14 protein-coding genes are annotated in these 11,912 nt (G+C 67.7%); 8 read left to right on the top strand and 6 right to left on the bottom strand.

Features of this window, described 5'->3' with window-relative positions:
• Positions 1–108 precede the first annotated feature (108 nt).
• The 4 genes from Sdi02f_RS17385 to Sdi02f_RS17370 all read right to left on the bottom strand — a co-directional run bounded on the left by Sdi02f_RS17385 (position 109) and on the right by Sdi02f_RS17370 (position 3,924).
• Positions 109–606 carry a zinc finger domain-containing protein gene (locus Sdi02f_RS17385; RefSeq protein WP_108933616.1) on the bottom strand — a complete coding sequence of 166 codons (498 nt, stop codon included), beginning with the start codon at positions 604–606 and terminating at the stop codon, positions 109–111.
• Positions 607–649: 43 nt separating this feature from the next.
• Positions 650–1,390 (bottom strand): hypothetical protein, encoded by a 741-nt coding sequence (locus Sdi02f_RS17380; RefSeq protein WP_159107658.1) that lies wholly within the window; start codon positions 1,388–1,390, stop codon positions 650–652.
• 116 nt (positions 1,391–1,506) lie between these two features.
• Entirely contained in the window at positions 1,507–2,220 is a 714-nt protein-coding gene (locus tag Sdi02f_RS17375) for an 8-oxoguanine DNA glycosylase OGG fold protein (RefSeq protein ID WP_368668290.1), read from the bottom strand.
• A 348-nt stretch (positions 2,221–2,568) separates the two neighbouring features.
• Positions 2,569–3,924 (bottom strand): hypothetical protein, encoded by a 1,356-nt coding sequence (locus Sdi02f_RS17370; protein ID WP_108933614.1) that lies wholly within the window; start codon positions 3,922–3,924, stop codon positions 2,569–2,571.
• A gap of 297 nt (positions 3,925–4,221) precedes the next feature.
• Here Sdi02f_RS17370 and Sdi02f_RS36460 point away from each other — a divergent pair, with 297 nt between their 5' ends.
• Together Sdi02f_RS36460 and Sdi02f_RS17360 are read left to right on the top strand one after the other, a co-directional pair.
• Positions 4,222–4,923: a hypothetical protein gene (locus Sdi02f_RS36460; RefSeq protein WP_245962216.1), complete on the top strand. Its 702-nt coding sequence runs from the start codon at positions 4,222–4,224 to the stop codon at positions 4,921–4,923.
• A gap of 54 nt (positions 4,924–4,977) precedes the next feature.
• Complete coding sequence (locus Sdi02f_RS17360; protein ID WP_073726837.1) at positions 4,978–5,541, top strand: HD domain-containing protein; 564 nt, start codon at positions 4,978–4,980, stop codon at positions 5,539–5,541.
• Here the strand turns inward: Sdi02f_RS17360 and Sdi02f_RS17355 are convergent.
• Positions 5,529–5,996: an NUDIX hydrolase gene (locus Sdi02f_RS17355; protein ID WP_073726534.1), complete on the bottom strand. Its 468-nt coding sequence runs from the start codon at positions 5,994–5,996 to the stop codon at positions 5,529–5,531. The genes Sdi02f_RS17360 and Sdi02f_RS17355 overlap by 13 nt on opposite strands.
• On the bottom strand, positions 5,983–6,756 hold the full coding sequence (locus tag Sdi02f_RS17350) for a DUF5919 domain-containing protein (protein WP_174843365.1): 774 nt from the start codon (positions 6,754–6,756) through the stop codon (positions 5,983–5,985). The genes Sdi02f_RS17355 and Sdi02f_RS17350 overlap by 14 nt, the downstream gene beginning before the upstream one ends.
• A 98-nt stretch (positions 6,757–6,854) precedes the next feature.
• Here Sdi02f_RS17350 and Sdi02f_RS17345 point away from each other — a divergent pair, with 98 nt between their 5' ends.
• The 6 genes from Sdi02f_RS17345 to Sdi02f_RS17315 all read left to right on the top strand — a co-directional run bounded on the left by Sdi02f_RS17345 (position 6,855) and on the right by Sdi02f_RS17315 (position 11,904).
• Positions 6,855–7,580, top strand: coding sequence for an HAD family hydrolase (locus Sdi02f_RS17345; RefSeq protein ID WP_108933768.1), 726 nt, complete (start codon positions 6,855–6,857; stop codon positions 7,578–7,580).
• 72 nt (positions 7,581–7,652) lie between these two features.
• Positions 7,653–8,555 (top strand): radical SAM protein, encoded by a 903-nt coding sequence (locus Sdi02f_RS17340; protein WP_108933612.1) that lies wholly within the window; start codon positions 7,653–7,655, stop codon positions 8,553–8,555.
• 61 nt (positions 8,556–8,616) lie between these two features.
• Entirely contained in the window at positions 8,617–9,189 is a 573-nt protein-coding gene (locus tag Sdi02f_RS17335) for a hypothetical protein (protein WP_108933767.1), read from the top strand.
• Positions 9,107–9,769 carry a class I SAM-dependent methyltransferase gene (locus Sdi02f_RS17330; RefSeq protein ID WP_108933611.1) on the top strand — a complete coding sequence of 221 codons (663 nt, stop codon included), beginning with the start codon at positions 9,107–9,109 and terminating at the stop codon, positions 9,767–9,769. Before Sdi02f_RS17335 ends, Sdi02f_RS17330 begins: the two co-directional genes overlap by 83 nt.
• 11 nt (positions 9,770–9,780) lie before the next feature.
• Positions 9,781–10,368, top strand: a complete 588-nt coding sequence (locus Sdi02f_RS17325; protein WP_108933610.1) for a class IV adenylate cyclase — start codon at positions 9,781–9,783, stop codon at positions 10,366–10,368.
• 582 nt (positions 10,369–10,950) lie between these two features.
• Complete coding sequence (locus tag Sdi02f_RS17315) at positions 10,951–11,904, top strand: FAD-dependent oxidoreductase (protein ID WP_108933608.1); 954 nt, start codon at positions 10,951–10,953, stop codon at positions 11,902–11,904.
• Positions 11,905–11,912: the final 8 nt, after the last annotated feature.

Here is an 11,912-nt window from a genome sequence, read left to right as displayed (position 1 = left end):
CGGGTCAGGATCTGTGGACCGCCGCTCTGCCGCAGGGTTTTCGCTCCTACGACCTGGGAAGTCGGAAGGCCGAGACGCCGTCTATCGTCCCGACCTCAGACCCGGCTTTCAGCGCAGCCCGTACGCGTGGTTGTAGGGCGCTTCGGCGTCGGTGGCCCGGAGGAAGTGCGACTGCTTCCTGGGCCTTCCGCCGCCCGTACGGCAAGCGATCCCAACCGGGGCGCCGCAGGCACGGCAGTCCCAGTCAAGGGCCTCCGCCAGCCCCTGCGCCCTGATCTCGTCGAGCACCGCCCTGCGCTCCTTCCACCAGGCTTCCCTCTCGGGCCCTGTCGCCGGTGCCCTCGAGTCTTGTAGGTGACGGAACGCTTGCTGGCGTTCGGGATCGGCGAGGGGGCCGGACAGCGGCTTGGTGACGATGGCCGCCTGGGCTGCTTGCTCACCTGCCTCCAGTTCCGCCTCCATGGCGTCGACCCGCTGACGCAAGTGGCGCTCGAAGTCAGCCAGCGTCGCCTCAGGATGCGTTCCGGAGAAGTTCAAGGTCTCCAGGTGGAAGGCGCGCAGAACGCCGAGCGTGTGCTGTGCCTTGTGGTTGGTGAACTCGCGCATCGCGGTACCGGTGCGTCCTCTCGTTTGCTGATCGGGTGGGGGCTCAGAGGTACCGGCCGAAGGCCGCCTCCAAGCGCTCGACGGCATCGTCGTGGGCACTCAAGTGCGGTCGCATCACCCACAGGTCCTCGCGGAAGGACTCGAATCCCAAGGATTGCCAGGTCCGTTGGACGACGGTCTTCTCGCGTGTCTCGCGTGTTCTGTCGTCCCATTCGTCGACGGGGATGTCGATGGGGTACGGATGCGTCGCCACGAGCGCCGCCTGGCTGGCCACCCACCGGAGCATGCGACCGATCAACAACCGGCCGACGCCGCCCAGGCCACGCCAGGCCGGCGCGATCCGCGCCCGATCGATGATGACGACGTGGGTGCCGCTCACCAGGCACTCTTCCAGGTCGCTGTGGAGGCCGAGATCGCCGGACTTGTCGAAAAGCGGGGCGAAGTGTTCGTAGTCGGCGTCGCGCGAGTCCAGCGACGCGTAGGTGTGGCCGATGCGCCACAGGTCCAGCGTGAGCCCGGACATGGAGAGGATCGTCAACTCCTGGCGCTGGCCCTGGAACGTCTGGGCCAGTGATACGCCCGGGCCGAGGAGGCGGGCGTTGTCGGCCACGGCCTCCTCGTCGTCCGGTTCCCACAGGGGCAGGACGGCACGGCAGCCCCATTCCAGCGTCGCTGGATCGTCGTGGGCGTCCGATGCGACAAGAGATGCGGCGGAGTCGAAACGTAACTCCAGACGGTTCAGGGACATCAGAAGCTCCACCCGTTCGGGTGCGGCATCAGTCATAAGGCCAAACGCTAGCCACTGGCTCCGCTTCCTACGGGGCGTTTCAGAGGATCGTGCCACCTTGTAACGGTCTGCGCCGCCCTCGGCCACTCGGTTTGCCATGTCTTGCTCACCACTCACGGTCGAGCGGGACTGTCCCCGTCGACGGTAGCGGCAGGCACTGACAGGCGGGTGGGTTGATAGGGGAGCCGGATTCTGCTCTGGGATCCCAAAGAGGCCGAATCCTCGGGATCCGGCGCGAACAGCCAGCGCTCGATCTCATCGGCGCCGATGCGGCGCCCGAGCCGCTGACTTTCCTCCTGGGACCAGCGCTGCAGCAGTGCGCAGTACCGGGCGTAGGTACTGGTCGGCCATTCGCTGCTGCCGAGCGAGTCCCACTGGCAGGCCGTTCTGAGCGTCTTGGCGACACGGGAGTCCAAGATCGAGCACGGGTGGTCCAGGGCGCCGCCGCCGACGAAATACAGGACCTTGGTCGAGAAGGCCGGGCCCAGGTGTGCGATGGCGTTGCGGCCTCTTGGGCGCAGAGCTTCGTAAGCCTGCCCCGGATCTTCGTGGGCCGCCAGTAGGGCCTGGCGAAGAGCCGCCGTAGCCGATGGCAGGCCATCCGCCACAGCTCGGATGCGTTTGCGGTTGTGGCGGAGCTTCATGCCGCTGCCCCAGGCAAGGATCCGCCACAGGAATCGCAGCAGCTCCTCTTCCGAATCCAGATCGAGGCTGGCTGCATGCGCGAAGAGGTCGCCCCGACTGAGATGCGTGGTGCCTGGGCCGGTCACGGGAGCGCCAGGCAGGTGAGCGGCGGCTACCTCGGAGTTCCACCAGTGGGCAGGTATGGCAATGGTGTGATCGTCGATCCGCTCTGACCGCTGCTGGGCAAGATCCTACGGCACGCGTGTGGCAACTGCAGGCGAGACAGGTCGGTGGGTGTCATGCAGCCATCCTGCCCGGCTATGGGCGGGCAGGATGGCGACTCTGGTACTCCTGCTTGCTGTGGGCTGCTCCTGCTGGATCCATCTGCGGGAAGCTCTGCGTAAGGCACTGCCGGACGGATTCGGCTGTTGTCGCCGCAATCAGGAGGCGGCTCAGCTGCACGGACTCTCTTCGCCAGCGCTTGCGCGGCTGTGTGCACCTCCGCCCGGCAGGCGGCGGGCGCGGATCTGGAGCTTTCACGGGCTCCTGGGTCACTCGTCCCGGAGGCGGATAGCCAGTACTGTCCCGTCGGCTCGGACCGACACCGTGTTCCAGTACTTCGCCGTGCTGTGCGGCGGCCACTGTCCTCGCAGGCCGTGTACCTGGCGACGGTACTCGTTGACGTGTCCGCGGTGGAGATGCGTGTAGAGGGTTCTCTCCAGACCGGAGAAGGCTTCTACCCGGGTGCCGTTGAGGCGGTAGATGTGATCGGTGCCGACGAAGTCGATGTCGTGGATGCGGTGCTCCGCGTCTCGCAGCCTGGCCGTGCTGGCATGGGTGTCGTGCTGGAAGTGCCGTCGCCCTTGTTCCTTGGTCAGGTACCGGGCGGTGGGTTTGCCACCGCCGGTGAAGGCGGTGAGTGTGGCTGCTTCCGTACGGGCCAGCACGATGCTGAACCATGCGAAGGACTCGGGCTGTACCTGGAACCCGGGAATGGTTGCCCTGTCGCCGTTGGTGGGCAGTACGACATCGGGCATGAACTCTTCCTGCGTGAGGGCGAGGTCGAGGTCGATTCCCGGTTTCCCGTCGGGCGGGCGGAGCAGAGTTGTGCCCGGCGCTTCCAGAACGTGCAGGGCGAGACTCTCCTTGGCTGGGATCTCGGTACCTATAAGGAGGTAGGGGACAGTGCCGTAGGGGCCGATGTGGACTGACTCCACGTGGGCACTGGCGGTGCTGAGTTGCTTGTACACCTGGTGGATGCTGCTGTGCGTCCCCTTCGAGGACATCAGGAAGATCTTGGACGGCTGTCCGGGTTGCCAGGCTTCGACGAAGAAGTGGGGGCGTCGCTGCAACGGTTCCGGGCGAGGCCCGGTGCCGGAGCTGCGCAGTGTCCAGCCGGCTTTGAGGGCGATGTCCGCCGGTATCACGGAGACCGAGTGGTCCGGGTATCGGGACCTGACTATGTGCTCGGCCAGCAGCGAGGCGAAGCCGGTGCCGATCTCTCCGGACTGCGTGGCTTTGTAGAAGCGCAGGAGGTCGCGTCCCTCGGACGACAACTGCAGGAATCGCCCCCTGTTCGCCTCGAGTGCCTGGCTGTAGCGCAGGCTGCCCCAGTGCTCGGCGAGTCCTCGGCCGGCTCCCTGACGGGCCGCGGCAGAGCCAAGGCCGATGGCGTGCAGGACTTGCCAAGGGGTGAGTGACAGGGATCGCGGCGCTTTCCGGACGGCTCTGTAGTCGGTGCGCCTGCGCAGCGGGCCCCGGCCGTCCTCCGCACGCTTCTTGTCTTCGTCTGAAGCCGCCTTGTTGACTTCGGCAGCGAGTTCGTGAGACGAGCGGACCTGAATGTTGGAGGTGGTGCTCAGTTCGTCCAAGATCTCGGTGACGGTTTTGGTTCCGTCATCGTTCACCGGCGCCCCCTCTGTCGAAGCCGTGTGGTGTGAGCCGTTGGACGTTAGGAAAGTGCCGGGGAGCGCAACAAGTACGCACTAGGGGCGCACGAACGGATTCGGCCACGTCCTCCGGCTCAGTGCCATGTATCACCCGCAAGGCACAGGTGCGTCGGCGCGTGAGGCCAGTGCCTGTCCCTTGTCCAGGTGTCCGAGCGAACGAAATCGGTCATTAGGTGAACGGCATCCCACTCGTAGTGCGGCGTGGATAGGGTTGATCGCGCTAGGTAATCGATGGATCCTCGGACGGATGCCGAAGTGACAGTGCCCAACCCTTTCGCGCCGCCGCCGGAGAACGCGAACCGGTCGGCGTGGTCCCCGCTGGACGAGTATCTGTGGCACACGTGCGACATCCTCGCCGACCTGCTCGAAGGCCGCCTGGCTGACCGCCCCCTCGTCGCCACAACCGCAAGACTGGACCAAGGGGACCGTGCGCTTGCCGTGGGCCCCGGTCAGCGCTCGACTTGGCGAGCCCTGGGAGACGGTCGTTACCAGCACAGCAATGTGGTCGCCATCGGCAGTCCTGCACTTGTCATCGGGAGTCTGGTGGGCTCAGCGTTGGGCAACTCCACGAGGCGCCGGCAGGCGGCGCGTGACGCGCAGCCACGGTGGGTGGTGGACGGATCAGGTGCAGTGACGCTCACGCCACGCAGGCTGCATTTCGCGAACTCGACGTGCGAACTCGACCTCGACTGGAGGGCGCTGAGCGCAATCGAACTCGTTGCTCCGGACACCTTCCAGACAAGCTTTATCAGCACGCGCGGCCAGCAGGTGATGACACGCGTGCACACGCCGTGGGCATCGCTCGCTTTCGTCGTTGCCGCGATCACGGCGTTTCCCGCACACCCGCGCTTGCTGAGCCGCGGCTGGCTACCGTCGGACTTTGAGCAGAGATGCGCCCTCTTGGGCCGGCCCTGTCGTCCGGCGGCTCAGCTCACTGCCGAGCGACGGGCCCACTGAGGCGGGATGGGGACCAATGCGACTGGCAGGCACTCGGCTGGGGATGTAGAGGCCATGGGCGAGGAGATGGTGGGCTGGGCCACGCGAGTTGCGGCGGCTGAACTCGGGAATGTGCTCCCACGACGGTGGGCGCACAGCTGTGGAGTCGCAGCCCGGGCGGCCGAGGTCGGTCTGATCTTGGGGAAGGACGCTGACCTGCTGACCTCGGCCGCGATCCTGCATGACGTGGGATATGCGCCTCGCTTGGCCACCACCGGGTTCCATCCGCTCGACGGCGCGCGCTTCCTACGGGACGAGCACGGTGCCGACGAGAGGCTGATCTGCTTGGTAGCGAACCACTCGTTCGCGCTGCTGGAGGCGGAAGAACGGGGGCTGCGGGAGGAGTTGGCTAGGGAGTTCCCGTTGCTGGACGATCCGCTGTTGGTGGACGCCCTCGTGTATTGCGACATGACGACGACGCCCGACGGCGGCCGGACGATCGCGCGGGAACGGGTCGCGGAGATCGTCGGCCGTTATGGCGCGGACAGCGTGGTCGGTCGGTTCATCCGGCGGGCGGCGCCGGAGATCTTCTCCTCTGTCGAGAGGATCGAGGCCGCTCTGGCGGCTCAGCCGAGGTAGGGATAGGTGCCGGCGAGGTAGTCGCCGATCTGCTGGCGCATGCTGGGGTGGATGTCGTACTGGTCCAGGTCGGCGGGTTGGACGAAGCGGACGCCGTCGGCCTCGTTGTTGATTGTGGGCTCACCGCCGACAGGGCGGCCGATGTAGGTGTTCTCGTACTGCTGGCGGATCTCGCCGTCGGTGTAGGCGACGATGTGGTTCGGGTTGGTGTAGACGCCGAGGAAGCCGGTGATCTCCGCGATGATGCCGGTCTCCTCCAGGCACTCGCGGACCGCGCACTGGGCCGCGGTCTCGCCGATGTCCTGGGCTCCGCCGGGGAGTGCCCACTGTCCGGTGTCGCGGCGGCGCTGGAGGAGGATGGCGCCGGTCTCGTCGGCGACGAGCAGGTTGCTGGCCGGGATGAGGGTGTTCGCTTTCGGCGCGGCCGGGTCGTTGTAGTACTCAGTCCTGCCCATGGTCGGCGGTCCTCTCCTGGTCGGGTGCCCATGGCCGTGCGGTGGCCCAGACGGCGTCGAAGCTCTGAGCGTAGTTGTCGAACCACCCCATGCCGTCGGCTCTCCTGAGGTGGAGGAGGGGGTTGGCGCTGGCCGGCTGCCCCCAGATGTGGGGATTGACGAGGAGGTCGTCGTCGTAGCGGAACATGGACGTGTAGAGCGTGGTGTCATGCAGACGCACCGCGCACCCGGCCTCGCCCAGCAGGGGGCGGTAGTACGTCAGCGAGGCGCGGATCTTGGCGGCGAGTGTGTCGCCGATTCCCTCTTCGCGGCCCCGGACGGCGACCGCCTGTCCGTCGGGGTCACCGAAGCACAGGCGGACCCGGACGCCCTCGGCGGCGCGTTCGGAGAGCATCTTGGCGACGTGCGGGTTGGACTGTGCGAAGAACGTGCCGGAGAAGACGAGGACGCTGATCTCCTGCCGTGCCTCCCGCAGCAGCGAGAGCCATACGTCCCGCGGCACGCTGGCTCGGTTCTGGTAGGTGCCGACCAGTTCGGTGCCTAATCCGTCGCGGGGTGGACCGGGCCGCTTGGAGGGCGTCGGCCAGAGGAAGGTCTCCTCCACGCGCAGATGACCGGCCACGCGAAAGCGATGCCGCGCGTGAGGTACCCGTCCTCCCAGCCACCGGCTCACGGTCTTGGGGTCGACCTCGCAGATCTCCGCGAGCGCATCGGGTGAGACCCCTCGTTGGGCGAGCACGGTATGCAGTCGGTCGTTCACAGAAACCATGCAAGCGGTGCAACGCGTGATCGCGCAAGGACGTTGTGGGACGTTGTCGCGGAATCACAGTGTCTCCGGCTGCTGCATACGCTGGCGTCATGGAGCTCATCGTCCTGTGGGACATCGACCACACCCTCATCGAGAACGCGGGGGTGAGCAAGGAGATCTACGCCGCCGCCTTCTCGGAGCTTGCGGGGTTTGAGCCGTCGGAGCCGGCACGCACCGAGGGGCGTACGGACCGACTGATCATGCGCGACATGTTCGTTCGGGATGGGCTGCCCGTGCCCGACTGGCCCGGTATCGAGGCGGCCCTCGAACGGGCAGGGAGCGAGCGCCGGGACGCGCTGCGTTCGCGCGGCTGGGCCCTGCCCGGAGCCCATGAAGCATTGAAGGCCGCCTCGGCACGGAGCGGCTGGGTCTCCTCTGTCCTGACCGGCAACATCGCGGCCAACGCCCGTGTGAAGCTCTCCGCGTTCGGCCTCGACTCCTTGCTGGATCTGCCGGTGGGCGCCTACGGAGCGGACGCCGATCTCCGTTCCGATCTGGTCGCGGTCGCCCGCGAGCGCGTGCAGCGGCTTCGTGGCGTCCGGGTCGGCACGCCCATCGTCCTGGTCGGGGACACCCCTCGTGATGTGGAGGCTGCCCTGGCCACGGGGTGCGGGATCGTCGCCGTCGCCTCCGGTCTGCACGATCGTGCGGAACTCGCAGCGGCTGGCGCCGCCGAGGTCCTGCCGGACCTGGCAGACGCCAAGCGCCTTCTAAGCGTCCTGGAGTCGTTCGCAGGTGACGGAAAACGTCCCAGGACGTCCTCGGGCCGTCCCTGAACGCGGTGACGAGGTCCCCGGGCAGACAGCCACGATCGGGTTCCCGAAAGGCAGCCAGCCGAAGGAGCCCAAGTGATCAGGGAAGTCACCGGGATCAGGAAGATCCGGATGTTGTACCTGCAGCTGCTCTACCGCTGCAACTTCACGTGCCTGCACTGCTTCCACGGCAAGCGGCTTCAGTACGCGGACGCCTTCACCGCCGACGAAGCCACTCGCCTCCTCACCCTGATGCGAGACGAGTACGGCACGGAGGAAGTCACCCTGCTCGGCGGGGAGCCCTTCGTCCACCGGGACCTCCCGCAGGTCGTCCGCCACGCCAAGGAAGAACTGGGCCAGCGCGTCGAGATCTGCACCAACGGGTACCGGATCGAGCGACGCCTGACAGAGATCGCGCCGCACCTGGACCTCCTCAGGGTGTCCCTGGAGGGCGTCGGATCCACCAACGACGGCATCCGCAGGCACGGCAGCTACCAGAGCGCCCTCAACGCACTGAGCCTGGCACGGGACCTCGGAGTGCCGACCGGCGCGACCATGACCGTGACTTCACGAAACATCGGTGAGGTGCTTCCCCTCGCCGGCATCCTGGCCCGACTCGGGGTCCAGCAACTCAAGCTCCACCACCTGCGGCCTGTAGGCAACGCCGCCGACCACCCCGAGCTACTGGTCACCGAGCCTGCCGCCTACGGCCGGCTCCGCGAAGAACTTGCGGCGGCCGACCTGCCCCTGGAAGTGATCGTCGACGAGGACCTCTCCGAGCACGGCGCCCCACAGCTCTGCGCCCCGACCGGCGGGCCCCGCGAGATCGACCGCATCGAGGCCGACCCGCGTGGTGCCCTGACCATGTCCTGCAAGGCCGTGGGCAAGGACTCTCACGCCTTCTGGTACGAGAAGAGCGGTGGCCGCATCGTCCACCAGCCCTCGGCCAGCGACGAGCTCACGCTCACGGTGCCGGACGTGGTGTACGCCCGTGCCTGACCACCCGCGATTCGAGAGCCTGGAAGGCTTACGGGGCACCGGCAAGTCGACCATCGCCCCGATGCTCGCCGCCGCCCGGCAAGCCGTCCTCGTCCCCACCGTGCCCGCCCTGTACCAGCCCCTCAGAGCGGCCGTGGACCAGCGCACCAACGTCGAGGCGCGGATGTGCCTCTACCTCTCCGCGCTATTCACCGCGACCGAGGAAATCCAGAGCCACCTCGACGCCGGCGTCCCCGTAGTCGTCGAGAGCTACTTCGCCCGGTGCCTCGCCACCCACCAGGCCATGGGGGCTCGGCTCGGCGTCACGCTGCCGCGCCGGCTCCCGACACCCGTCACGTACTACCTCGTCTGCGGCGACGACGAACGCTGCCGCCGTCTGGCCGCCCGGGACAAGCCAGCGACGCAGTGGGACGCACTGATCGAAACCGTCCCGGACCAGGTGACCGACGCCTACGCCTCGTTCCCGATGCGTCGCGTCGACACCACGGGGCGCAGCCCCGAAGAGGTCCTCCGTGTGATCACAGAAACCGACAGGCAAGGAGCGAACTCCCATGCAGACCCAGAGCCTGTGGGAGCACACCCTCACGTTCTTCCCCCAGTTCCTCGGCACACTGCGCGAGCGAGTCGCCCCTGACGCCACCGTCGCGGTTATCGGGGCGAGCGACGGCAAGTTCGTCTTGCCGTTGGCCGCCGCCGGCTACCACGTGGTCGCCATCGAACGCGACGCGCTCGCCCTGCACGGAGGCGAGGTACGCCTTCCGGGTGACAGCGAAGCCCACGCGATGGGCCTGATCGACCGGCTGAAGCTCGAAGAACTCCATGCCCGCGTCCACGTGGTTGAGGACGACTTCCTTGAGGGCGAGCCCCTGGGTATGCAGTGCGAGGCAGTCTGGACGAGCTGCTCGTGGCATTACAGTGCCAACCACCACCGCCCGCTCGCCGAGTTCGTCGACCGCATGCAACGCCTGGTCCGCCCGGGCGGTGTGTTCGGTGCGGAGTTCATGATGCCCGTCGAAAGACGCCACCACATGACCGAGCATTACACCTCCCCCGAGCGCCTGCTCCCTCACTTCATCGGTGACTGGGAAGTCCTGCTCACCCTGCGCACGAACGAGTTCACGGAACGGGCCCACGTCGGCCAGCCGAACGACCACACCCACCGCATGGGCCTGCTCATGGCAGCCCGAACGTCCCCCTTCACCGACCACTTCTGAGAGAAGGACACATGAAGCACGAGTACGAGGCGAAGTTCCTGGCCGTCGACGCCACCGGCCTCCAGGCCAAGCTGACCGCCCTCGGAGCCGTCCAGGCGTTCCCGCGCACCCTCCTCACCCGCAAGATCTTCGAGAATGACTCCCTCGACGGAGGGGCCTGGATCCGCCTTCGGGACGAAGGCACCCGGTCGACCCTCACCCTCAAGCAGGTCACCGACGCCACCACGATCGACGGCACCAAGGAGATCGAGACCGAGGTGTCCGACCTGCACGCCATGGCCGACATCCTGCGGCGGGTCGGCCTCACCGAGGTGCGCTACCAGGAGAACTACCGAGAGGAGTGGCGCCTGGGCGAGGTCGCCTTCGACTTCGACACCTGGCCCGACCTCCCCACCTTCCTGGAGATCGAGGGGCCCGACGAGGCGTCGGTCCGGCAGGCCGCCGCGCTGCTGGACCTCGACTACTCCGAAGCCCGCTTCGGCAGCGTCGACGAGATCTACAAGAGCGAGGCCGGCCGCGACATCCTCGCCGAGCCCACCCTCCTGTTCTCCGACGCCGAGAAGCAGGAGGACGCTTCCTCCGCTGCCCGCAGCCACTGATCAAGGGGGCGGACAAGCCATGCTCACGGAAGCCGCATTACGGCACAGGGTGATCCCGGGGATCGCCGAGTTCGCACGCGGCGGACTGCCCGCACCGGCAGCCACCGATGACGGCAACGAGTGGGTCGACGGATCGTGCTGGCTCTACTGCGGGCAGCGGTGGACTCGCGTCCTGTGGATCGGCCCCGCCCGTGTCGCGGGCGCCCAGGCGCCGATGTACGCCTGCGGGCCCTGCATCCGAGCCCTCCAGGAGCGGGTCTGGCAGTCTCTCCTCAGCCGGGACGAACCAACTCGTCGTGCTCGGCCGAGCGATGCGACCTCCCCTGCGTCGGCCTCAGCACGGCGGGCCGGCAGACATCGGGGCCGACGAGGATTCCTCCGCCGCGGCTAAGCCCCCGCCCTGGTCACGGAAGTGCCTACCGTCCCCCGCGGTATGAGCCCCGCGACCAGGGCGGGCCTGCGGGGTACTACATCCCGCTTGGAAGGTCCTCACGATGCCCTGTGGTCAATCCCGCGGCGCATGTGTTGGAGGACAACCTCGCCCACGCACCGCCGCCACGCGCAGGCCGTTACGGTCGGCTCATGACAGCAGGGGAGCGCGTTGTCGTTGTCGGGGCTGGGGTGGCTGGGCTCACCACAGCCGTGGTTCTCGCCGAGGCCGGGGCTGCGCTGCACGTGATCGCCGAGCAGGTGCCGGGGACCACGTCGCTGGCTGCCGGGGCGGTGTGGGGGCCTTACCTGGTCGAGCCGAAGGACAAGGTCGACCAGTGGGGACAACGGTCCTTGGGGATCTTCCGGGAGCTGGCCCAGGATCCGGCGACGGGCGTCCGGCTCACCAGTGGCATCGAGGCATCCCGCACGACCGAAGCCGCGCCGGACTGGGCCACCACCTTGCCAGGTTTCCGACCGTGCGAGCGGGCCGAACTTCCGGCCGGGTTCATGGCGGGCTACCGGTTCACTGTGCCACTGATCGACATGCCCACCTACCTCGACTACCTCCTGCGCCGATTCCGCGCTGCCGGGGGTGTGGTCGAGCAGCGACGGCTGACCTCGCTCTCGGACGCCGGTCCGGCTTCGGCGATCGTCAACTGCGCGGGCCTTGGCGCACGCGACCTGGTTCCGGACCCTGACCTCCGGCCCATCCGCGGCCAGCACGTCGTCGTCACCAACCCCGGGCTGACCGAGTTCTTCTCCGAGGACACCGGCCTCTCGCCCGATCTGCTGTGCTTCTATCCTCACGGCGACACCGTCGTCCTGGGCGGCACAGCGATCGTCGGCGAGGGCGATCTGACCCCCGACGACAAGGCGGCTGCCGGCATCCTCGGCCGCTGTGCTGAGGTCGAGCCCCGCCTCGCCCACGCCCGCGCCCTGGAACACAGGGTCGGCGCTCGACCGACTCGCGCCACGGTCCGTGTGGAGGAAGAGGCTCGGGAGGACGGCACTGCGGTGGTGCACAACTACGGGCATGGAGGCGCCGGCGTCACGCTGTCATGGGGGTGCGCCGAGGATACTCGGGCGTTGCTCTCCGGCAGGTGATCTACACG

Source organism: Streptomyces ardesiacus (assembly GCF_003112575.1).
GTDB classification, from domain to species: domain Bacteria; phylum Actinomycetota; class Actinomycetes; order Streptomycetales; family Streptomycetaceae; genus Streptomyces; species Streptomyces ardesiacus.
This window is presented reverse-complemented; position numbering and strand designations above follow the sequence as displayed.